The following is a 23152-nucleotide window of genomic DNA, read 5'->3' on the forward strand; positions in this document are numbered from 1 at the left end:
TATAATATCAAGGACATCGAACGTTCTATTTATATCTTTTACAAAACAATTTGGTGTTAATAACCACTCTCTGTAAACAGTAAGCCGTTATTCTGCTATAAATAGAAGGTAACACTAAAAATTTTAGACAATTCAACTGTCGTATAATTCACCTACAATATGTAGAAACCTAATTTTAATTTCACTATATTCTTTCGTGTCGAGATAGGGCCACGCTTTCATGCAACAGTTTCAGTCCTTACAGCGCTTATTGATTTTTTATGCCTTGTCTCTCACGGTTATGTTACTGCTGTACTATGTCACACTGTTTGATGGGATGAAAAAACATAGTGAGCAACATAGCATAGATACTTTTTATGCCCTACAGCACAGTATTATTGAGCATGCAGCGCCTGTAGATAGTGAAATAAAAAGAATCTTAGAGCAACCTACTTTTGATCACCTTAGTTATCAGCTGATTTTGATGATGCCTTCTGGGCAGACCTATATTCATCATAATACTCGTCCTAATGAATCTGCTTTTTCTACCGTTGCTTTCCCTACCATCGGTACATCAGCTTCTAGCAGCAGCGACCATAGCTCTTATACCATCAATAGCAATGACCTAACAGGAATCATTAATCTAAAAAGCGGACATCAGATTTATATCGTATTACGCCACGAACCTTTTGTTGTTGACTGGATATCTTACCGTTATTGGCTCCCTTTGATGGTCGCCATCGTACTATTTTTCATGGCATTGCTCTATATGCTCAATCGTCGAACCAACTGGGAGCAATTACTGGTTTATACCGATAATTTGAGTAGCCGCGCAAAAGAATCTTATACGCCGCCGCCGTTTCTACAAAAGAAATCTACTACCGAGTTCATGCTGTTAGGTCATGCGTTAAGTCGCGTCAGCTACCAACTACATAATGACTATCGGCGTATAAAAACATTGACTCATCGGTTAGAACGTCTGGTCGATCAGGCACCTTTACCGATGTTGATGAGTATACGACATGGTCAAATTAGTTTCTATAATCAACGCTTTGAACAGGTATTTGCACCTTCTGTACATAAAGAAATTAGTTATAGACTTACTGACTTTATTCAAGGTAAAGATGAAGCGACACAAGTCCTACTACAAAATATGTCCAGCTTACGCATTACCCGCACACTCATCGTTTATGGCTTAGAAAACCAGCAAGCCTATCAACTTCACGTAACACCATGGTTTGGTGAACATGGCCAAGTTCATGGCTTTACTGTGATTTTTAATAACGTCGACGATATTCTCCAAAAATCTGAGCAATTACAGCTGCACAACCAACAACTGCAATTACAAATTGATGAATCAAACGAAGCCCAGGCATTTATAGGTCGTAAGTTAAGGTTACCACTAGAGAAGATAATTGATTCGTTGGAACCCATCGACCCTTCAACATTGACAGCTCAAGGCAAAAAAACTCTAAATACATTGATTACAACCAGTCAAAGCATGTTGACTGTGCTCAATGAGACGCTAGCAACAGAGGAAGTTGAAGTCAGAAAAACACGTCTAAGTATAGAAACGGTTGATATTTATAAGGTAAGCAAAGAGGTTAGCAATTTAGTCACAAAAGAAATAAGACAACAAGGGTTAGAATTGATCTATTTCTTTGCGCCAGACTGTCCTCGTTACATCGAAACTGATTACATTCGACTGCACCATATCCTATTAAACATGTTGAAAAACGCTATTAGCTTTACAACATCAGGCTATGTCGCGCTCACTGTTGATCGTGTGCCTGAAGATAAAGTAACGCGAATAAGTAATCAGCATTTAACTCCTAACAATGACACGACAATGCCTACGCAGACATCTTATTGGATTCGCTTTAGCGTAAAAGACACTGGAGCAACTATTACTCCTGAGAGAAAAAATCAATTAGTCAATATCTTGAATCAAAGCAATCATAACTTAGTTGAAGACAGTAATATTGGCTTGAGTGATGCCAATAGCTTTGCTCAGTTACTCGGCGGTTTTATCGAACTCAGTAATACGGTAGATAAAGAGACGGTATTTAGCCTCTACCTTCCTTATCCTCATACCACTTATCAATCGGTATATCATCGTTGTTCGCAGCTGCCCCATATTCACCTTATCGCTATCATCAATCAGCCTCTAGTTGCTAAACATTTACAACGTTTGTGCGAGTACTTAACGATATCCGTGACTATCTACAGCACTTTAGATAGAGCCACTGTACAGCAGCTAAAAAATAAATTAAAACAAGATGAGCAAACCATCATTCCTGTCTTGTTATTAGATTATGAGTATAGCCAATCCATCACCTTACCAGTTCATGCGAGCAACAAGTATAACGAACAACAAGAAGCGTTAAACGACCTAGTCGCTACGCCTTCACTACCGAAGATATTGCTTAGCATGAAACTTGAAAGGCATATCCCTTCTACTTTACTAGGCCAATATGATGGATTTTTGACCAAACCCTTGGACGCAAGTTTACTAATTTCTGAACTGCTACGTTTAACCTTGTTTGCAAGGAAAACGCTAAACATACTGGTCAAACATCAATATGACAGCAGTCTATCTTTTGTAGAAGATATACCTAAGAAAGAAATCTTATCTCCACTGATTTTGGTCGTAGAAGACAGCCCTACTAACCAAAAGATAGCCTGTAAAATGTTAAGTAAACTTGGTTATCGTAGCATCGTCGCAGAAGATGGACAGCAAGCACTTGAGAAACTCAAAAGCCAACGTGAAGAGATTTCTCTGATTTTGATGGACTGCCGAATGCCCGTTATGGATGGCTTACAAGCCACACAAGTGATTCGCTCGCAAGGTGATAAAATACCGATTGTGGCGCTAACTGCAAATAATACAGAAGAAGATCGCGAGGCCTGTATGCAAGTTGGTATGGACGAGTTTTTATCCAAACCCATTAGTAAGAAAGACTTAGAATCCGTTTTGCAGAGTTTTATACAATAAATCTCTAGTGCAAATAAAAAACACCCTATCAATATCACTTAATCAAAGTAATATCGATAGGGTCGAAAACTTGGTGCGAGGATGATATTTCGGTAAGCTTAATTGTTATTTCATAAATCCATTATCGGCTAAAAATGCTTCTGTGATTTGGTTTTGCGGGTTTGACGCATTCATACCGTCAGATTGAGATTTATTTAATAGACGCTCTAGATAACGGGCAACGATATCTACTTCAATATTTACTTTGTTGCCTACTAACCAATGCTTAGCGATATTTGTCACTTGAGCAGTATGCGGAATGATATTTAGAGAAACAATATTGTCACGCACTAAATTGGTCGTCAGACTAATACCATCTACTGTGATAGAGCCTTTGGTCGCTGTATAGTGCGCCAGCTCTTGCGGTATCTCAATCTCTATATAAATAGAACGAGCATCTTGTTGTAATTTACTAACGACCCCTACTCCATCTACATGACCAGCGACGATATGACCACCAAAACGTGTCGTTGGTAGCATGGCTTTTTCTAGATTGACCGTATGTCCTGCTTTTAACCCTTCTAATGCTGTTCTAGCAATCGTTTCACGTGAGACATCAACAGAGTAGTAGTTGCTTCCGAACTCCACCACGGTTAAACAAATACCATTTGATGCAATAGAATCGCCTAGCTTCACATCACTGAAATCTAAGTCATCAGACTCTACTGTCAAACGTATGTCACCGCCTGTAGCTTGCATAGATTTAACTTTTCCAACGCTTTCTATAATTCCAGTAAACATATTACCCTCATCTCATTACTGTATTGCCTTCATAGGCGAATATTTTAGTTTATTAAATCATCTATCAATTCTTTATCACAACTTGTTCAAATAACTGACAGTGCAACATCGTTAGACTTGACCTTTAATAGGATAGATTGTGGATAAGTAGAGATAAATCAATATAGACATAGTTAGAAGCCGCTATAAATATATAGTTATCCACAACAAATGTAAATTTCTCATGGTACGTACTTATCTAGAGAATAAAATATAAGTTATTGATTTAAAATAATATTTTTAAATTCGTTTGAGAAATATACATCTTTCTTGTTTCATGTGAAACAAAGTTATACACAGTTCCATGTGAAACACGTAAATCAATGATTAATTTATCCACATCTTGAGCTTATTCTTATGATTTGTGGACAACCTACTTATACGAAGAATATTTATAAAGGTAATAAGGTTAATTTGAGATCTGGACCAAGCTGCTGATAATCTTCTATATCAAACCGTAACTGCTGAGCAAGGGACATAGGATTGAAATCAACCATGGGACGTGCTTGCGCACCAAGTAAACAAGGTGCTTGATACACGATTAACTCATCTACCAACTGTTGACTCAAAAAGCTACCTGCAACGCTAGCACCTGCTTCTACCAACACGTCATAGCATTGATGCTCATTAACCAGTTTCGCCAACAACGCCGGCAAATCGTCTTCATGCCAATAGATAGTATCTGGATGCCGGCACAGCTGATAATCAGACTGCAGGCTGTGCTTTAAACGCTGACGCCTATCAAGTATGACTATTTTAGGATTAGGTATTTTCTCAGGTGGCACGTCCAATTGTTCTGAGCGCACATTGAGTTGTGGGTTATCAGTTATTACAGTTTCACTACCGGTGATAATCGCGCCACTTTGTGCTCGTAGTTTTTGTACGTCTTCACGAGCAGCTGTCGAGGTAATCCACTTTGATTCACCAGATGCCATCGCTGTACGGCCGTCTAAACTGGTCGCTATTTTCAATCGTACATAGGGCATCTGAGTGCGCATAGCTTTTAGAAACCCACGGTTTAGTGCCTCTGCCTGCTCTGTCAGGACACCGACCGTTACCTCAATACCAGCTTGTTCTAATAGTTTCACACCGCGACCTGCGACCTGCGGATTTGGATCTAGACCTGCAATCACAACGCGTTTCACATTCGCGGCAACCAGCGCCAACGCACATGGCGGTGTACGTCCCGTATGACTACATGGCTCTAATGTAACGTAAGCAGTTGCCCCTGCTGCCTGTGTACCAGCATCTTTCAGCGCAAACACTTCTGCATGTGGCTCACCAGCTTTAGGGTGAAACCCTTGACCAACAATCTGCTCTGCCTGAACAATAACGCAGCCTACTGCAGGATTGGGTCGAGTAGTATATAAACCGCGCTTCGCTTGTTCGATAGCGAGCATCATAAAGTAGCGGTCTTGTGCATCTTGAGCATGGCTTTGAATAGACATAAGGCTAGGCTTAATAAATGATTGATAGTTCTATATAAGAAAGTAAGGTTTGAAAGCTGATTGATAACTAGGATTGACTTATCAACTAGGATTGACTTATCAACTAGGATTGACTTATCAACTAGGATTGACTTATCAACTAGGACTTATTTAAAAGCTTACTTCACTTACTTTTCGTTTGGACGAATATTGGCAATCTCTTGATGAAATGCATCGATATCTTGAAAGTCGCGATACACACTAGCAAAGCGTACATAGGCGACATCATCCAAAGTTTTGAGCTCACTCATGATGATTTCACCCAAGACTTTACTACTGATTTCTCGCTCACCCATCTGCCTAACACGCTTTTCAATACGACTAATCATCGCCTCTTGTTCATCGATAGTAATAGGACGCTTTTGTAAAGGTAGTAAAATAGAACGGCGCAGCTTTTCATTATCATAAGGTTCAATCTTGTTGCTCGATTTGATAATCCTTGGCATGACAACTTCTACCATCTCAAAAGTCGTAAAACGTTCTTGGCAGCTGTTACACGAACGGCGTCGACGCACTTGTGCCCCTTCCGCAGCAAGACGTGAGTCAATAACCTTGGTCTCTGACGCATTACAGTACGGACAGTGCATAGCATTTCCTTATTTTACAATTGAGAATAAAAGCAGTATTTCTAAGATAGCTAATTTATTAAATAATAAAGAACACCGTGTTTCAGTTATTTACCAATACAAAAGCTACCAAATATTTTACCTAATAAGTCATCGGCGCTGAACTCACCTGTAATCTCACCCAAACTCTGCTGTGCTTGACGTAAGCTATCAGCAACCAACTCACCCGCTTCGAATACCGTTAATTGCTCATGGGCTTCTGCTAAGAAATTAGCAGTTCGTCTAAGTGCATCGAGATGTCTGGTACGAGCGATTAAGCTATTCTCTGGTGGATGAAAGCCTACTTTCTCACATAATGCTTCAACCAAGTTATCGATACCAATGCCTGTTTCACATGAAACATTAACCTGCTGATAACCTCTGTTCTTGATTTCAGCTTGGGTCATAGCAGCACTTTTTTCTCTGTTATTATCGCTCAATAAGTCGCTCTTATTAGCAATAATTAGTAAGCGTTTAGCTTCTGGCAATTCACCAAATAACTGTTCAGCAAGCTGTAACGGTGTGCTCTCTTCTTCAACATCGCGAGTCACATCATAGACCATTAGTAGCATATCAGCCTGCGTGATAGCAGTACGGGCACGCTCAATTCCGATACGTTCCACAGTATCTTCTGTCTCGCGTAGGCCTGCTGTGTCGGTCAGATGTAGCGTCAAACCATTGAGTACAACGGTCTCTTGCAGCGTATCACGTGTAGTACCAGCGACATCAGTCACGATAGCACGCTCTTGCCCTGCAAGGCGGTTAAGTAAGCTAGATTTACCTGCGTTTGGCCTACCTGCTAGCACGACATGGATACCGTCGCGCAAAAGCTGACCTTGCTTTGCCGTTGCTAAAACTTGCTGTATCTTATCTTGCGTCTGCTCAAGCTTACTTTGTATGACGCCATCAGACAAAAAATCAACGTCTTCTTCGTCGGGGAAATCAATCGCTGCTTCAACATGTAAACGAAGATGAATCAATTGTTCTAGTAGCTGGTTAATTTTTTGTGAAAACTCACCGCTTAGAGAACGAATCGCACTACTGGCCGCGGCAGCACTAGTCGCATCAATCGCATCAGCGATCGCTTCGGCCTGTACCAAGTCCAATTTATCGTTATCAAAGGCACGGTAAGAGAACTCTCCTGCACTCGCTTGCTTGGCACCTAGCTCAAAAACTCGTGCAAGCAACTGGTTTTGCAAAATAACACCACCATGCCCTTGTAGCTCAATAACGTCCTCACCTGTGAATGAATGCGGACCTTTGAAAAACAAGACCAATCCCTCATCGATGACAGTGCCATCAGCTTGATAAAAACGACAAAAGCTGGCCATCCGCGGCGTAAAAGCAGACTTACCTGTTAAAGCACATGCCATATCGTAAGCACGGCTGCCTGATAGACGTATGACACCCACACCCCCTCGCCCGAGCGGCGTTGCAATCGCAGCAATTGTAGCCAATCCAGATGTATTAGACTTTTCAGAAGAATTAGGTACGGCTAATGCTGTCTCTAAGGAATCCACAATTACTCTCAATGTTTAAAAGCTCCATTATAGACGTCTGGACTCATACTGACAAAGCAAACTTTGAAAGGTAGCCGCATCAGACATATTTTCGTTTTAATATTTATAAACTATGGATAATGTTGATAAGCTGTGGATAACATTTACCACTTATACACCACCTATAAAAAAACCACCGCTTGCGCGATGGTTTTTTGTATTTCTAAAAAAGAACTAATTAATCGACTACTTTTACCGTACGACGCTTCTGCTCTTCATCGACTTTCTTATTAACGATATATTGCTGAGTCATACTAAACAAGTTGTTGACTGTCCAATATAAAACCAAACCTGCTGGGAAGAACAACATGAACGCAGTAAAGATAATCGGCAAGAACTTCATGACTTTTGCTTGCATCGGATCTGCTGGCTGCGGGTTCAACTGCTGCTGTACAAACATCGACGCACCCATTAGCAATGGTAAGATAAACCATGGGTCCATCGCTGATAGATCTTGAATCCACAAAATCCATGGTGCATGACGCAGCTCAACACTCTCTACCAACACCCAATATAAAGCTAAGAAAATAGGCATCTGCATCAAGATTGGTAGACAACCTGCCATCGGATTGACTTTTTCTTCTTTGTATATCGCCATCATTTCTTGCGACATTTTCATCCGATCATCGCCATGCTCTTCTTTAAGCACTTTAAGTCTTGGTGCAATGGCACGCATTTTAGCCATCGAGTAGTAGCTCTTATTAGAGAACCACATCAAGGCAATTTTTACTAAGATAGTCAGTAAAATAATTGACCACCCCCAGTTACCAACAACCTTATGCACACCTTCCAAGATAGCAAATAAGACCTTTGATATTGGCCACAGCAGACCATAATCAACTGTTTTGTTAAGGCCTACCGCAACGTCTTTTAGCTCAGACTGAACTTTTGGACCTGCATACAGTGTTGCATTTAAAGTAACTTGTTTGTTTGGTGCTACGTTCACTGGTTGACTATTGAAGCCAATAAAGTAATCACTACCTGTTTCACGTGTAAAGAATTTGCCAGTGAAATTTTCAGGTGTCCAAGCAGATACAAAGTAATGCTGTACGATACCAACCCAGCCTTTATCGCTAGTCGTCGTCAACTCACCATCACTAAAGTCGCCAAATTTCAGCTTATTATAAGGATCATCTGGTGTACCCCAAGCGCCGCCTAGATAAGTCGCCATGCTCAGCGCGCCTTTATCAGACATACCAGGATCTTTACTATCATCACGCTTTAATTGCGCAAACATCTGACCTTGCCAAGCATTGGTAGACGCGTTTTGGATCTGATAGCTAATATCGATTGGATATTTATTTTCAGTGAATGTGAACGTTTTGGTAATCGTCACACCGTCTTTTTTGTAAGTAAGCGGCACTGACAACGTTTGCTGTCCATCTTCCATCACATAATTGTTATCAGTATGGTTATAAGTCGCTCTACCTTCTGCTGTATCAATACCGTTCTGACCAATAAGTCCAGATTGAGCCACATACACACGGTTACTGTTGTTTTCTAACAATACGAAAGGCTTATCGCTATCGAGCGTTGCGTCATACTGCTTGAGCGCAGCATAAACAATATCACCACCTTCTGGATTGATTTTTATATCATAGCGATCAGTTGTTACCGTGATTAGACCAGCGTTTTTCGCAGGAGTCGCTGTCACAGCACTATTATCCACAGGTAATGTCTGTACCGGGATATCACCTGCTGCACCAGTAGTAGAAGGAATGTCAGCACCTACCGAACTCGTAGTTTCTGGCACCGCATCTACAGCTGGAGCATCGGCATAATCATCTCGCCATGCCAAAATCAGCAGATAAGCGGTAATTAGCATCGCAATGATGATCATCACCCGAAATATCTTTTGCATAAACCTTTCCTAGATTAAAAAATTAGGGAATGAAAAATTAGGGCATGTGTCATGACTGTCCTACACAGCTGTCCTGTCACATTGCAACTGCATCAGTAGTCATTTACATAAAATGTGCATCATTTTACTAAAAATCTGTCTTAAATGATACCAAGAGTGTGGATAACTTGTGGGTAACTTAACAGAGTATCGATCTGAGACTAAAGAGGGGGACTTCATGTTGATTTCATCAAATAATTAAGCTGTGAAACATAGCTAGTATAGTCTCGATAGACACCCAAACTCTGGAGGTTATTATTTGATACATCAGTAAAAGATATGTATTGATAGCTATAGCAAGCTAAGGGTAAGGGTACAAAGTCTATACCGTCCCCACCTAAAGGGTGACACCTGCTAAGACGTTTTAACAACAACCAACCACCCTTACGGGTGCCATGCCATGTTAAAGCTTGTTTGCCATAATTTGAGCATGTTGGATAATAGCGACAACGAGCAGGTATTATAGGACTAACTATTTTTTGATAAAAAACAATCAAATTAAAAAATACTTTATAGAAAATTTTATTTATATTTTTTATTTTTAATAAAATATTCATTTTATTTTTTTTCTATTTTCTTAAATATATTAATTATTTGATTTTTTATTTCTTTATTATCTATATCTTTAATAGATTTTTTGACAATAAAAACAATATCTTTATTTTCCATTTTAAAAGCTTTCGTACGGAACTCTTCACGCACATATCTTTTGATCAGATTACGAGCGACAGCAGTAGGTACTTTACGCTTAGTAACAGCCATACCGACTCGCGGCTGTGCATGCTCGTTAGCACGTACAAAAGCCATTAAATGACTCTGATGAATCTTGCGCTCAGGTGCGTCAAATACCTCACGAAAGGCTGCAGGAGTAAGCAGGCGTTGCTGTTTAGTGAAACTAGCTGCAGGTGTATCTGATAGAGTATTGGACATAGTACAACCTAGTAGAATAACGATAGGAGAAATAATAACAAATTATAGAGACAAAAAAAGCGCCGATGTAGGCGCTTTTAATATATGGCTAAGTGTCAGTTGTGATGATTGACTATCGCAATCTATAAACAATAAGAACACAACAAGCACTATTAGCCATGCTTATCGCAATCTACTGATTATACAGTAAGGCGATGACGTCCTTTAGCGCGGCGACGAGCTAAGACCTGACGGCCTTTTTTAGTTGCCATACGAGCACGGAAACCGTGAGTACGTTTACGCTTGATCACGCTTGGTTGGAATGTACGTTTCATAACTCACCTATCAAAATAATGGACTAAATTCGTAATAACGGAGGATTATACCATTCAGTATAGTTTTGGTCAATAAACTAATTTGCTTTGTCCCTAAATAGGAAATACCTCATACGAACTTAGTAGAGATATTTCCTTAAAAACTTATTTCTAGTAATCAAATTTTATAGTTATATATTCTATGATTTACAAGGTTATCCACAGCTAGACTGAAATACTATAATAATAATTAATTAATATAAATATAGTATTGTTATTATTGGGACCATGATTATCTGTGGTTAAGTCCATTTTCCTTTTTATTATCAAATTACTAGACTATGGGTAAGCCTGTGGATAAACTGTGGGTTAAATATGGATAACTAGTTTATAAAAGTTATACACAAAATTATCCACAGGCTTATCCACAAAAAACGAGGTTTTATCCACAGGGTATCTGTGTTAAATTAGGCGCTACTTGATATACACCTTCGTATAGGGTGCTAGTACGAACTCTTTGGTTAGTTGTTACGTGTAATATCGAGGCTTAGGTAGCAAGTTATATTGCTAAAAAATAACTATTATTTCAGATCACAAGGTCAGTACTTTTCATGATAGACACAGCAAATATTTGGGATAAATGTCTAAACGATTTGCGTTACAACGTCAAAGACAACGTGTTTACTATGTGGCTGAGACCTCTGTCAGCTCATCAAGAAGCGCAAACTTTGATTATTCTTGCTCCCAATGATTATTTTGTGACGTATATCAAGAAGAATCATCTTCAAGATATTCAGCAGTTGGTGACCAAACACAGTCAAGGTAGTATTGAAGAGGTCGTCGTACGTGTTGATAATGCTGGCCGCAATGCAGAAGATAATAGTCAATCAGGTTCTTTGTTTATAGAAGACGAGGTCTCCCCTACCCCATTCGAACATAAATTTGAATCTATTCATCATAACAACGCAAAAGCAGATATCGACGCGAACATGCGTCATAATGAGCCAGTTGAGTCTGCTGATACAAAATCATTAAGCTACCTGAACCCCGAATTTACTTTTGAAACCTTTGTTACAGGTAAGTCCAATAACTTGGCTTACAAGGCTTGTTATGAACTTGGTAAGCGCCAATCGAAAAATCGTCATAATCCTTTATTTATATACGGCCCTTCTGGATTGGGAAAAACGCATTTAATGCATTCTGTAGCTCATCGCTATTTAAAAAATAATCAAAGTTTTTATTATTTCACTTCTGAAAAATTTATAAATCAATTAGTTTATTCCTTAAGAAATAATAAAATAGAAGATTTTAAAAAGAAAATAAAAAAAGTAGATTTGTTAATTGTAGATGATATTCATGTATTGGCAGGAAAGACTAAAAGTAGTAATGAGTTTCTAACATTATTTGCAGATTTTACTAGTGGTGATAAACAACTTATTTTAGCCTCTGATCGACATCCCTCCCAAATGACAGAATTTGATGAACGATTTAGATCACGGTTTTCTTGGGGGTTAACAGTCGCTGTTGATCCTCCTGAGATTGATACTCGAGTACAAATTCTGCAGAAAAAAGCAGCCTCCTACGGTATGGTATTACCAAAGGAATGTGCGCTATTCATTGCGCAAAATGTGGTGTCTAATGTCAGACGTTTAGAAGGTGCCCTAAATCAGGTGTTTGCCAATGCTAACTTAACAGGGGCACAGATTACCCTTGAGATGGTGCAATACGCACTAAAAGACATCGTTGCGATGCGTGTGCAGGCAGTGAATATGGATAACATCCGTAAGGTAGTGGCTGAGTACTATGATGTCACGGTCAAAGATATTATGGGGCGCAAACGTACGCGTAGTATTGCAAGACCACGTCAAATAGCGATGGCTTTGTCGCGTGAATTAACAGGCGATAGCTTCCCTGAAATTGGTCAGTCGTTCGGTGGACGCGACCATACGACGGTGATGCATGCTTGTGATAAAGTAAATGAGTTGAGAGCAGCAGATCCTGCATTTGATAAGGATTATAAAACCCTAGCTCTGATGTTACAGGCAGGATAAAAGCGCTAGATATCGTTGTATTCTAGTAGATACAGATGGTTTATAATATCGAAAATATAAGTCCACAGATGCTTTGTAGATTATCGTCAGCAGACAAGGTATTATTAAGTCATTACGATAAATATTTATAAAAAAATCATTCAAATAAGAGTAATTAAGCATGCAATTATCGATCAATCGAGAATCGTTACTAAAAGCTATCAACTTGATCGCCAAAGCCGCTGATAAACGCCACAATATGGTTATATTGGGTAATATCAAGCTACAGTTATCAGACTCTGAGCTTATCTTAACAGCGTCAGATTTAGAGGTAGAGCTGACATCGACATTGAAATTGCCTGCTGGTGCTTGTGTAGAAGCAGGTACAACGACACTTCCTGCAACCAAGCTAAAAGATATTTGTAAATCGCTACCTGCACAGGCTCAAGTTAATCTAGCAACTCAAGCAAATGAGCGTTGCTTATTAACTAGTGGTAAGAGTCGTTTTACATTAGGAACATTGCCAAGCGAAGACTATCCGAGCTTGGGTAACCCTGAGAATATCACCCCTCTGACTATCAGCCGTAATCGTCTGACAGATTTGATTCACAAAACGCAGTTTGCGATGGCGATTCAAGATGTACGCTATTACTTAACAGGTATGCTCTTTGACGTTTCACAGCAGCAACTGACAACGGTAGCAACAGATGGCCATAGATTGGCATTAGCCCGTAGTGTTATCAATGTAAGCGCAGATCTCAATATGCAAGCTATCTTGCCACGTAAGGCAGTGATCGAACTTGAGCGTCTAGCTTCTGAGCTTGGTAAAATGTTGGGTGATCAGGACAACGCAGTTACCCTAAGTTTTGGCCGAGAGTTTTTACAAGTAAGTTTGCCGTTTGGTGATGTAGATAGTGCAGGGCAAGTTAGCCAAGATCTAATGGTGACGTTTACCGCACGTTTAATTGATGGTAAGTTCCCTGATTATCGCCGTGTGATGCCGAGCAATACTGATAAATTGGCTTTATTCAGTCAAGAAAAAATGACAGACGTACTACGTCGTGTTGCCATCTTGAGTAATGAAAAATCTCGTGGTGTGGTCTTTAATTTTGCTAGCGATGGTATGGTCGAAGTACGTGCTAATAATGCTGAGCAAGATGAAGCAGTTGAAATGATACAAGCTAAGTATCAAGGCGAGCCGATGGAGCTGTCGTTTAACGCTGCGTATCTGCAAGATGTATTGGGCGTTATCCAAGGCGATTTACAGATGCATATGAGCCAATCGAATGCCTCTGTATTGGTCAATCAACTAAATGATGAGTTCCATCAGTATGTCATTATGCCAATGCGTATATAGTGTGTTTTTCTTTGGCAATAAACAAAACTGAATAGAAATAGTACGTTTCAAAGAGCTTTGTTTTCAGTACTAAATATTGATTTTTAATGAACTTTTGCCCGCTAAGCTAGCAGGCTTTAATGGGCGGCTATCGATACTATGATTGAACGTCTACAAATATCCCACCTTAGAAACCTTACTCAAATTAGTTTAGAGCCTACTGCTTGCAACATCATTATCGGTGCAAATGGCAGTGGTAAAACCTCGTTGCTTGAAGCTATATTCTTGTTATCAAGAGGTAAGAGCTTTCGTCATCACCAGCCTAAACGTTATATCCAACATCATCAAAATAACACGACTGTTCATGCTAAGCTCAATGATAGTCGTACTTTAGCTATTCAAAAGCAAGCAGATGCTACGACCATCTTACGCCTCAATCAAACCACTGTTTATAACCAAAGTATCTTGACAGAGCAGCTACCTACATTGCTGATAGATCCATCGACGATGGATATGTTGGAGCAGGGAAGTGCGAGCCGTCGACAGCTGCTAGATTGGTTAGTGTTTCACATGAAACAAGGGTTTCATCCACAATGGATGGCTTATCAACGTCTCCTAAAACAGCGCAATAGTTTGCTAAAGAGGACTCGTCATTTAACCCAAGTACAGCTTTCTGAGCTGAAATCATGGGATAAAGGGTTGAGTAACCATGCTGCTTTGATTCATCATTATCGCGAGCAAGTATTTACTGAATGGCAGCCTTATTTTGCCAAGAGTATTTTACAGCTATTGCCTTCTTATGCTGAGCAACTGAGCCTAAGCTATAACGCTGGGTATGACACCAGTTTTGCGCTAGATGTGCAACTTAATGAGCGGTTAGAGCAGGATTTGCAACTGGGATATACCCGTATAGGCAATCATCGTGCTGATATCCATGTGCATTGGCGTTCTGATGAGTCTGTAAACGATCAAACGACAGATGCCAGAACAGCAGCTTCAGCAAATAGTATTCAAACCAAATTACCGACTTTAAAAGAGCAGGCAGCAAATGTATTGTCTCGCGGTGAAAAAAAGCTACTTATTACTGCATTACGCCTATCGCAGCTACCACTGTTGCTAAACGATGAAGAGCACAGTAACTCACTCAATGATGATTTATCATCGAAAGCAACACCTGTCGTGCTCCTAGATGATATCACTGCAGAATTGGATGATAGAGCTATAGAAATACTGCTATCGACCCTAGCTAAACTCCCTTGCCAAGTATTTATGACCAGTCTGACAGACGATATTTTACCTTTAGTTAATGAACTTTGGTTACAACTAAATGTGTTTCACGTGAAACAAGGTGAGATTCTGTTTACTAACTAATATTTCATTCTTCTGCTTATACTTTTTATGATTATTCATCTACTTTCACCTCTCATTACTCAGTACACTAGCCACTACTATCTGTCCTGACACTTACTATGTTAAGACGACCTTTCACAGACCGTAAAACTCTCAGTAAACAGTGACTTAGAAGCAAAAAAATGTTAAAATAACCCTTTATTTTTGTCCTGTGCTCAGCAATTTATTTGATAGCATCATAGAAAAGATTTCTATTTTTCAATTGTCTATAAGTATTTGATAGTTATGTATTTTATTTATTTCAATAGTTTTAACAACGGCTAGAAAAACAAAGACTATTACTAATAAGTAATTTACTGATTTTATCTCTGTGCGGCCTTTTTTGAGGCTAACGGTGGTTAGTGGTTTAGCTGCTCATATGCACTCTAGATTATGAATAATAGACGTTAATTTTAAGATGCCATTATGTAGCAGACTTTTTATAAGTGCGCTAATCGTAAATGGCTGATTATGGCTAGATTAAGGAATGTACATGAGTGATTCATTACCTATTGACCACGAGCAATTGATAGACGACAGTGCTACTGAAGCCGCCGTGCCTAATGTAGTTTCAGAAGTATTGCCTTCTGATTATAGTTCTAAAGATATTCGCGTATTGCGTGGGTTAGAGGCCGTACGTGTACGTCCTGGTATGTATATCGGTGATACCGATGATGGCACAGGCTTGCATCATATGGTCTTTGAGGTAGTGGATAACTCTATCGATGAAGCACTTGCCGGTCACTGTGATCAGATTGATATTGTCATCCACGAAGACGAGTCTGTCAGTGTGATGGATAATGGTCGCGGTGTACCAGTCGATATCCATCCAGAAGAAGGTGTATCAGCGGCACAGGTTATTATGACCGTATTGCATGCAGGCGGTAAGTTCGATGACAATAGCTATAAAGTGTCAGGTGGCTTGCACGGTGTGGGTGTATCAGTAGTTAACGCTCTGTCTCAAAAGCTTGAAATGAATATCTGGCGTGAAGGCTATCATTATCATCAGACTTATACTGATGGCGTACCTGATAGCGATATCCAACAGATGGAAGCCACCGATCAGACAGGTACCCAAATTCGTTTTTATCCTAGCAGTGATGTGTTTACTGGTACGATCTTTGAGTACGATATCTTGGCAAAACGCTTACGTGAGCTGTCATTTTTGAACTCTGGTGTGCGTATTGTTTTGACTGATGAGCGTATTGATAAGCGTCACGAGTTTGAGCATAAAGGTGGCTTGCTAGAGTTTGTTAGCTATATCAATGCTGGTAAAGACGGTATCAATGAAGTATTCCATTTTACCAGTCAGCAAGATGATGGTATCAGCGTAGAAGTCGCGCTACAGTGGACAGATACGTATAACGAAAAAGTGCTATGTTTTACCAACAATATCCCGCAAAAAGATGGTGGTACTCACTTATCTGGTTTCCGTTCAGCATTGACGCGTTGCCTAAACAGTTATATGGATCGCGAAAACTTATTTAAAAAAGAGAAAGTAGCCGCAACGGGTGATGACGCTCGCGAAGGGTTAACTGCAATTGTCTCTGTAAAAGTACCAGATCCAAAATTCTCAAGTCAGACCAAAGATAAGCTAGTATCAAGCGAAGTGAAATCTGCTGTTGAATCAGCGATGCATGATAAGTTCAATGACTATCTGTTAGAGAATCCAAGTGCTGGTAAAGCCATTGCCAATAAGATTATCGATGCAGCGCGTGCACGTGATGCGGCTCGTAAAGCACGTGAAATGACACGTCGCAAGACCACTTTGGATATTGCAGGTCTGCCTGGTAAGTTAGCCGATTGCCAAGAAAAAGATCCAGTATTATCTGAACTATACATTGTGGAGGGTGACTCTGCAGGTGGCTCAGCTAAACAAGGTCGTAGTCGTAAAACACAAGCAATCTTGCCACTAAAAGGTAAGATTCTGAACGTCGAGCGTGCTCGTTTTGATAAGATGCTATCATCTGCTGAAGTGGGTAACCTGATTACTGCATTAGGTTGTGGTATTGGTCCTGATGAGTATAATCCTGACAAAGTACGCTACCACAAAATCATCATCATGACCGATGCCGACGTTGATGGATCGCATATTCGTACGTTGCTATTGACGTTCTTCTTCCGTCAAACACCTGAGTTGATCGAGCGTGGTTATGTATATATTGCTCAGCCACCGCTATACAAAGTGAAAAAAGGTCGTCAAGAGTTGTACCTAAAAGATGACGAAGCGCTTAAAGCATATCTATTGTCTTCAACAATTGACAATACCAAGCTGCATATCAGTGCCGATGCGCCTGCGATTACGGGTCAAGCGCTTGAGACACTGCTTAACGACTACAACCAAACGCAGTTGATCAAAGCACGTCTGCAGATTCGCTTCCCAGCGGTGATTTTAGACGCATTGACACATACGCCAAAACTTAGCACTGACATGACTTATGATGAGTCTGCCATGCAGGATTGGAAAGCAGCGATGCAGACTAAGCTTGATCACTTCGGTAGCGATCTAAGCCCTGAAATTGAATTAGTTAATATCCATGCGCCGCAGCCAAAAAATATGGATGCAGCCGCAGCAGATCTATTGGGTATGACGCCAGTAGTAGGTACTGAAGAAGGCGAAGCGTCAGATAGTGAGGCTTTATCTACCAAGGCTCAGTGGCTGCCACGCGTCACGGTATACGTGCATCAACTGGCACACCATTATTTGTTAGATGCTAGCTTTATCAACTCGGGTGAGTATGGCAAGTTGCTGCGTTTATCAAGTGAATGGAATACATTGCTTGAGAGCGACGCCTTTATCCGCCGTGAAGCAAGTGCAGGAACAACGAAAGATATCCCAGTGCGTGACTTCGATTACCTATGGCAACAAATGATGCTGGATGCGCGTCGTGGTCTAGCTATCCAACGTTACAAAGGGCTAGGTGAGATGAACGCCGACCAGCTATGGGATACAACGATGGATCCTGAAAACCGTCGTATGCTACGCGTTACTATCGAAGATGCTATCGCCGCTGACCATATGTTTACCTGTTTAATGGGTGATCACGTTGAACCGCGTCGTATCTTCATTGAAGAGAATGCATTAACAGTATCGAACTTAGATATTTAAATTTGAAACTGGTTACTGACAATTTATAAAAATACCGCTTTGATATTCAAGGCGGTATTTTTGTTTCACGTGAAACTCATTTGTTAGCGTTGCTATTACCTAATAATTATAATCTATGGAAATCAAATGGTTGAAGTAATTTTACTCGCTATTGCTTTAGCAATGGATGCGTTTGCAGTGTCAATAGGGTTGGGTGCTAAGGCTCAAAAATATAGTCATCAATATGTACTGCGCTTGGCTATCTATGCTGCGCTTTACTTTGGTATCGCTCAGGGGATAATGCCTCTTATTGGATACTTATTAGGTGCGGCAATGTTGGGTTGGTTGGCCGCTGCTGCACCTTGGATTGGCGGTACTATATTGATTGCTCTAGGTGGCAAAATGCTTTATGAAGTGTTTACTGCTGATGAGTCAGATGATGACAGTGATGATCTAGACGTCAATGATGATATTAACACTGATAGTGATACAGTAACAGCCACGAGTAAGCATGGACATATCAATCATCGCACTATGTTTACGTTAGCAGTTGCAACCAGTATTGATGCAATGGCAGCAGGGTTTACGCTGAATTTATTGGCACTGAACGCGTGGTTAGCTTGCCTTATTATCGCTGTAGTAACCGCTATATTTGGCTGGCTCGGGGTTTATTTGGGACGTCGCTCAGGTACATGGCTAGAGGATAAGGCTGAAGCATTGGGCGGTATCGTGCTTATTGCAATTGGTCTAAAAGTGATGTTTTTTAGCTAATTTATTTAGATTCTTACTGAGTATTTATACAAAAGTACCACTTTGAATATCAAAGTGGTGCTTTTTTGTTTCACGTGAAACTCGAGTTAGTAATTTTGCTTGATGATTACTCTTCGTCAGTGTCAAAGCGCCAAGCTAGTACGCGAGTGCTTTTCTGACCTTGGCTCATCTCGATGATACGCATTTGAGCGACGTTTAGCTGCTTTAATAACAATTGCAATGGCTTAACGTTTTCAGATTTTGATACTAAGGTTGTGAACCAACCAACGTGTTCTGCAAAGCTCTGGCTTTCTTTTGCCATTTTGGTCAAGAACGCAATTTCGCCACCTTCACTCCATAGCTCTTTGTGCTGACCGCCAAAGTTCAGGTTTTGCGCAGCGTTGCCTGATTTGGTTGAACTGCGGCTGATTTGCTCGCTTTCATTCTTACCACGATGGCGCTGCAAGTTATGTTGCTTTCGGCTATTGGCTTCCATCGCTTCTTCTAATGAAGCATGAAACGGAGGGTTACAAACCACGACATCAAAATAGTCTTGACGACCAATGATGTTTTTAAAGATAAATTTAGGCTCAGGCTGTAGCTTTACTTTAACAGCACTCTTTAGCTTTGGATTGGCTTCACAAATTAGCGCTGCGGTATTGACCGAGATAGGGTCAATGTCACTTGCTGTAAAGCGCCAGCCATAGCTTTGACTACCAACGATAGGGTAGATAGCACTGGCACCAGTACCGATATCAAGGGCGTGAATTTCTTTACCCGTTGGCGGTGTGTTATCGGCGTTTACGTGAGTGGTTTGCGCCAGTAAATCCGCGATATAGTGAATATAATCGGCACGTCCAGGAATAGGCGGACATAGATAACCTTCAGGAATGTCCCAAAATTTAACCCCGTAATAGTTCGCCAACAGTGCTTTATTTAGCACGCGAACAGCCTGATGATCCGAGAAGTTAATCGTCGACTCACCTTTAGGGTTGGTAATGGTGTGGTCAGCAAGCTCTGGTAAGGCGCGAGTCAGTACTGCAAAGTCATAACGACCTTGGTGCGGGTTGCGTGGGTGCAGCTGACCGAGTTTTTTCGCGGTCGCAGGAGATCTATTTCTGTGTTTACTATTTGCAGGGTTACGGGTCATGGGCTTACTTGTCATAATGTCAGGCTACGATATATGGATATAAGTAACCAGTGTAGCAGATTTCGCAGGTTGCTAATTGTTTATCCGCGCTTTATCGGTCGCTTATCGGTGACGTAATATCAAGTTAAGCCCTAATACGATCATCGCAGTACCCAATACACGGTCGATCCAATGCTCAAATCTTTGGAAGCGTCGATGTACTGCAGGGATAGAGAGTAGCATGACGACCGTACTAAACCATGCCATCTGCAACACCATCATCCATACGCCATAGATAGCCAATTGCCAAAGCGGTATGTCAGGCGACAATACAAGAGTAAAGATAGCTACAAAATAGACAGGCGCTTTTGGATTAAAGACATTACAAAGGAATCCGCGACGCAACGTAGCAAAGGTAGATTCGCTATTGCTAGATGATTTTTCGATAGTGGTTTCTTTGGTTGTAGGTGGGGTCTGGCTAGTAAGCGCATCTTGCGAAGTGTGAGTGCTTGAACCTACTTGTGAATCTGCTTTTTCTAAAGCATGTGTTTTTTCTAAAAGGTGAGCTGTGTCTAAATCTGCTGGTTTTTCAGGCTTAGCTTGGATACCTTGCCAACCTAAGTAAATCAGATAGCCACCACCCAACCATTTAATAGTAGTCAATAATGGCTGCGAATGAGCAATGACAGTCGCCAGTCCTAATACAGAATAAATTATATGGACGGCAAGACCCAAGGTAATACCGAGACTACAAGTCAAACCTGTGCGTCGACCTTTTGCTAATGTCTGCTGCGAGACTAAGACAAAATCAGGGCCAGGTGAGGCCGCGGCTAATAGGTGTACGCTAGTGATGAGTAAAAAACCGTGCCAAAATTCCATAAAATACTCTGAACCATATTTAGACCTGCAACATAGTTGCACTTATCGTAAATGAGGTCAACTTTTATCGATTTTTGCACTATGCGAGTCATCTCTATGGCTTGTGTTATAGAACGAGGGTGTCTATATTAAAGGTGACTTATCGCTCAATCTCTACACATAAATTATTGAGATTCGACTATATAACCACTCATTATATGCCAATGATTACTTTAACAAGGATGGAACCATGACTACGGATAGTAACTCCACAGAGAACCGCATCACTTATAACACACAAGGCCATGTTTGCCTTGTCGGGCTAAACCGTGCCAACAAACGCAACGCCTTTGACAGTCATATGATTGCCCAACTGTCTGACGCCATGACTCGCTACGAGCAAGACGACAACTTACGCTGTGCATTAATATTTGCCCATGGAGATCACTTCACTGCTGGGCTAGATTTGGTAGAGCTACAAGACAAGCTAAACGATGGCGTGTTTGAGTTTAATGACGAACAAATCGACCCATGGGGTATCAGTGGAAAACTGCGTACCAAACCAGTGGTCGTCGCGGTAAAAGGTACTTGCTTCACTGTGGCTATCGAGCTGATGCTAAATAGTGATGTGGTCATCGCTAGTGATAACTGCAACTTTGCTCAAATGGAAGTCCAGCGCGGTATCATGCCATTTGGCGGGGCAACGGTACGCTTTGTCGCAGCGGCAGGCTGGCAAAAAGCCATGCCATATCTGCTTACTGGTAAAGCATTCGATGCGCAAACGGCAGATAGACTGAATTTGGTCAGTGAAGTGGTGGCAAATGGGACTGAGTATGAGCGTGCATTAACGCTTGCCCAAGAGATCTGTAAAGCTGCACCTTTAGGTGTCAGAGGCGTATTGTCGTCAGCGCAAGATGCTAGCCGTAATGGCGCAGCGACTGCATTGGCTAATATCCATAGCTATCTACCACCGCTGTTTCATTCAGAAGATGCGAAAGAGGGTGTAATGGCGATGGTTGAGAGACGTGAGGCCGAGTTTAAGGGGCGTTAATACTAATATGGTTTAAGAGTTATTTCTCATAAGCAAAAGATAAAAGTTCGATATGTGTGATTATCTTTTAAACTTCCGTAAAAGTCCTGTTTAGTCGAACATACCAGCCAAAAAAACCTCGCAATTGCGAGGTTTTTGTTTTATCTAGTATGACTGACTACAACAGCGTCAGTGTTGACCATTCAACTATAATTATTTAGCTTTCTGGTAGTAATCAACCATCATCGTACCTAAGGTGCCATTGTCATCGATTGTGACGATTCTGACCGTACCTGATTGTGCTGCGGTACTCGACTGAACTTGTCCAGCGTTACCTAACACGACTTGGTTATCTTTAGACGCTTTTGCCTCGTTACCGATAGCGATACTGTTCATGCCGCCTGCCATAGATTTATTACCGACCGCCACCGAAGTTGCGCCTTGTGCCATAGCCGCTTCACCAATAGCGGTAGAGCGCATACCGCTTGCATTGGCTAGATGACCAAACGCTTGTGCGCGTTCAGCGGTAGCTTTTGACTGCCAACCGATAGAGGTTGAGCCTAGACCAGCGGCATTAGCTTCACCGCCTACGGCTGTTGCTGAATTTAGACCTGCATTGGCTTTATTCCCGACAGCAACTGTATCATTATTGCCACCCGCCATAGCTGCCTCACCGACAGCGGTAGAGCGTACACCACTTGCATTGGCTAGATGACCAAAAGCTTGTGCACGTTCGGCAGTGGCTTTTGATTGCCAACCAATAGAGGTTGAGCCTAGACCAGCAGCGTTAGCTTGACCGCCAACGGCAGTAGCTGAGTTTAATCCTGCATTGGCCTGACTACCAATGGCAACGGTATCATTGGTGCCGCTAGTCGTGGCAGTATTGCCGAGAGTGATGGCGGTGCTGCTAGCTGCGTTTGCAGTCTGATGGTCAGTTCCTGTTGCCATAGCAGTGCAAGAAGCAGTTGCGGCAAT

General features: G+C 41.1%; 18 protein-coding genes. 7 read left to right on the top strand and 11 right to left on the bottom strand.

The genetic code is table 11. The annotated features are described in order from the left end of the window. Positions 1-220 precede the first annotated feature (220 nt). On the top strand, positions 221-2974 hold the full coding sequence (locus tag HCZ91_RS04955) for a response regulator (RefSeq protein ID WP_179798530.1): 2754 nt from the start codon (positions 221-223) through the stop codon (positions 2972-2974). A gap of 105 nt (positions 2975-3079) precedes the next feature. Here the strand turns inward: HCZ91_RS04955 and HCZ91_RS04960 are convergent, their stop codons facing one another. The 8 genes from HCZ91_RS04960 to rpmH all read right to left on the bottom strand — a co-directional run bounded on the left by HCZ91_RS04960 (position 3080) and on the right by rpmH (position 10588). Further along, the gene (locus tag HCZ91_RS04960; protein ID WP_179798531.1) at positions 3080-3754 is read right to left on the bottom strand and encodes a riboflavin synthase; all 675 of its coding nucleotides are present in this window, start codon (positions 3752-3754) and stop codon (positions 3080-3082) included. 431 nt (positions 3755-4185) lie between these two features. Continuing rightward, positions 4186-5241, bottom strand: a complete 1056-nt coding sequence (gene ribD, locus HCZ91_RS04965; protein ID WP_179798532.1) for a bifunctional diaminohydroxyphosphoribosylaminopyrimidine deaminase/5-amino-6-(5-phosphoribosylamino)uracil reductase RibD — start codon at positions 5239-5241, stop codon at positions 4186-4188. Positions 5242-5408: 167 nt separating this feature from the next. Then, the gene (gene nrdR, locus HCZ91_RS04970) at positions 5409-5867 is read right to left on the bottom strand and encodes a transcriptional regulator NrdR (RefSeq protein WP_057762240.1); all 459 of its coding nucleotides are present in this window, start codon (positions 5865-5867) and stop codon (positions 5409-5411) included. Positions 5868-5953: 86 nt separating this feature from the next. Then, positions 5954-7342, bottom strand: coding sequence for a tRNA uridine-5-carboxymethylaminomethyl(34) synthesis GTPase MnmE (mnmE, locus tag HCZ91_RS04975; protein WP_179798613.1), 1389 nt, complete (start codon positions 7340-7342; stop codon positions 5954-5956). 280 nt (positions 7343-7622) lie between these two features. Continuing rightward, positions 7623-9305 carry a membrane protein insertase YidC gene (yidC, locus tag HCZ91_RS04980; RefSeq protein WP_179798533.1) on the bottom strand — a complete coding sequence of 561 codons (1683 nt, stop codon included), beginning with the start codon at positions 9303-9305 and terminating at the stop codon, positions 7623-7625. 215 nt (positions 9306-9520) lie between these two features. Next, positions 9521-9901: a membrane protein insertion efficiency factor YidD gene (gene yidD / locus HCZ91_RS04985; protein ID WP_179798534.1), complete on the bottom strand. Its 381-nt coding sequence runs from the start codon at positions 9899-9901 to the stop codon at positions 9521-9523. Position 9902: 1 nt separating this feature from the next. After that, the gene (gene rnpA / locus HCZ91_RS04990) at positions 9903-10274 is read right to left on the bottom strand and encodes a ribonuclease P protein component (protein ID WP_179798535.1); all 372 of its coding nucleotides are present in this window, start codon (positions 10272-10274) and stop codon (positions 9903-9905) included. 179 nt (positions 10275-10453) lie between these two features. After that, the gene (gene rpmH, locus HCZ91_RS04995; protein WP_007394757.1) at positions 10454-10588 is read right to left on the bottom strand and encodes a 50S ribosomal protein L34; all 135 of its coding nucleotides are present in this window, start codon (positions 10586-10588) and stop codon (positions 10454-10456) included. Between the two features lie 590 nt (positions 10589-11178). Between rpmH and dnaA the strand changes: the two genes are divergently transcribed. The 5 genes from dnaA (at position 11179) to HCZ91_RS05020 (ending at position 19181) form a co-directional block, all read left to right on the top strand. After that, complete coding sequence (gene dnaA, locus HCZ91_RS05000; protein ID WP_102094841.1) at positions 11179-12618, top strand: chromosomal replication initiator protein DnaA; 1440 nt, start codon at positions 11179-11181, stop codon at positions 12616-12618. A gap of 160 nt (positions 12619-12778) precedes the next feature. Beyond that, the gene (dnaN, locus tag HCZ91_RS05005) at positions 12779-13954 is read left to right on the top strand and encodes a DNA polymerase III subunit beta (RefSeq protein WP_179798536.1); all 1176 of its coding nucleotides are present in this window, start codon (positions 12779-12781) and stop codon (positions 13952-13954) included. Between the two features lie 138 nt (positions 13955-14092). Further along, complete coding sequence (gene recF, locus HCZ91_RS05010; RefSeq protein WP_179798537.1) at positions 14093-15304, top strand: DNA replication and repair protein RecF; 1212 nt, start codon at positions 14093-14095, stop codon at positions 15302-15304. Between the two features lie 511 nt (positions 15305-15815). Beyond that, positions 15816-18431 carry a DNA topoisomerase (ATP-hydrolyzing) subunit B gene (gyrB, locus tag HCZ91_RS05015; RefSeq protein WP_179798538.1) on the top strand — a complete coding sequence of 872 codons (2616 nt, stop codon included), beginning with the start codon at positions 15816-15818 and terminating at the stop codon, positions 18429-18431. A 126-nt stretch (positions 18432-18557) separates the two neighbouring features. Further along, positions 18558-19181, top strand: a complete 624-nt coding sequence (locus HCZ91_RS05020; protein ID WP_179798539.1) for a manganese efflux pump MntP family protein — start codon at positions 18558-18560, stop codon at positions 19179-19181. A gap of 106 nt (positions 19182-19287) precedes the next feature. Here HCZ91_RS05020 and rlmF read toward each other — a convergent pair whose 3' ends face one another. Both rlmF and HCZ91_RS05030 read right to left on the bottom strand, forming a co-directional pair. Beyond that, complete coding sequence (gene rlmF / locus HCZ91_RS05025) at positions 19288-20325, bottom strand: 23S rRNA (adenine(1618)-N(6))-methyltransferase RlmF (protein ID WP_134292782.1); 1038 nt, start codon at positions 20323-20325, stop codon at positions 19288-19290. 87 nt (positions 20326-20412) lie between these two features. After that, a complete protein-coding gene (locus tag HCZ91_RS05030) occupies positions 20413-21168 on the bottom strand; it encodes a LysE family transporter (RefSeq protein WP_179798540.1) in 756 nt (251 codons plus the stop codon). Positions 21169-21397: 229 nt separating this feature from the next. Here HCZ91_RS05030 and HCZ91_RS05035 point away from each other — a divergent pair, with 229 nt between their 5' ends. Further along, a complete protein-coding gene (locus HCZ91_RS05035; protein ID WP_179798541.1) occupies positions 21398-22198 on the top strand; it encodes a crotonase/enoyl-CoA hydratase family protein in 801 nt (266 codons plus the stop codon). Between the two features lie 192 nt (positions 22199-22390). Here HCZ91_RS05035 and HCZ91_RS05040 read toward each other — a convergent pair whose 3' ends face one another. Continuing rightward, the gene (locus tag HCZ91_RS05040) at positions 22391-23125 is read right to left on the bottom strand and encodes a hypothetical protein (RefSeq protein ID WP_257019976.1); all 735 of its coding nucleotides are present in this window, start codon (positions 23123-23125) and stop codon (positions 22391-22393) included. Between the last annotated feature and the right edge of the window lie 27 nt (positions 23126-23152).

It is taken from the genome of Psychrobacter sp. BI730, from assembly GCF_013414195.1.
In the GTDB taxonomy this organism is placed as follows: Bacteria; Pseudomonadota; Gammaproteobacteria; order Pseudomonadales; family Moraxellaceae; genus Psychrobacter.

Bases quoted from the DNA above. Each gene is read 5' to 3' on its own strand.
- HCZ91_RS04955 (WP_179798530.1), top strand. From the start codon at position 221: ATGCAACAGTTTCAGTCCTTACAGCGCTTATTGATTTTTTATGCCTTG.
- HCZ91_RS04960 (WP_179798531.1), bottom strand. From the start codon at position 3,754: ATGTTTACTGGAATTATAGAAAGCGTTGGAAAAGTTAAATCTATGCAA.
- ribD (WP_179798532.1), bottom strand. From the start codon at position 5,241: ATGTCTATTCAAAGCCATGCTCAAGATGCACAAGACCGCTACTTTATG.
- nrdR (WP_057762240.1), bottom strand. From the start codon at position 5,867: ATGCACTGTCCGTACTGTAATGCGTCAGAGACCAAGGTTATTGACTCA.
- yidC (WP_179798533.1), bottom strand. From the start codon at position 9,305: ATGCAAAAGATATTTCGGGTGATGATCATCATTGCGATGCTAATTACC.
- yidD (WP_179798534.1), bottom strand. From the start codon at position 9,901: ATGAATATTTTATTAAAAATAAAAAATATAAATAAAATTTTCTATAAA.
- rnpA (WP_179798535.1), bottom strand. From the start codon at position 10,274: ATGTCCAATACTCTATCAGATACACCTGCAGCTAGTTTCACTAAACAG.
- rpmH (WP_007394757.1), bottom strand. From the start codon at position 10,588: ATGAAACGTACATTCCAACCAAGCGTGATCAAGCGTAAACGTACTCAC.
- dnaA (WP_102094841.1), top strand. From the start codon at position 11,179: ATGATAGACACAGCAAATATTTGGGATAAATGTCTAAACGATTTGCGT.
- dnaN (WP_179798536.1), top strand. From the start codon at position 12,779: ATGCAATTATCGATCAATCGAGAATCGTTACTAAAAGCTATCAACTTG.
- recF (WP_179798537.1), top strand. From the start codon at position 14,093: ATGATTGAACGTCTACAAATATCCCACCTTAGAAACCTTACTCAAATT.
- gyrB (WP_179798538.1), top strand. From the start codon at position 15,816: ATGAGTGATTCATTACCTATTGACCACGAGCAATTGATAGACGACAGT.
- HCZ91_RS05020 (WP_179798539.1), top strand. From the start codon at position 18,558: ATGGTTGAAGTAATTTTACTCGCTATTGCTTTAGCAATGGATGCGTTT.
- rlmF (WP_134292782.1), bottom strand. From the start codon at position 20,325: ATGACAAGTAAGCCCATGACCCGTAACCCTGCAAATAGTAAACACAGA.
- HCZ91_RS05030 (WP_179798540.1), bottom strand. From the start codon at position 21,168: ATGGAATTTTGGCACGGTTTTTTACTCATCACTAGCGTACACCTATTA.
- HCZ91_RS05035 (WP_179798541.1), top strand. From the start codon at position 21,398: ATGACTACGGATAGTAACTCCACAGAGAACCGCATCACTTATAACACA.
- HCZ91_RS05040 (WP_257019976.1), bottom strand. From the start codon at position 23,125: ATGGCAACAGGAACTGACCATCAGACTGCAAACGCAGCTAGCAGCACC.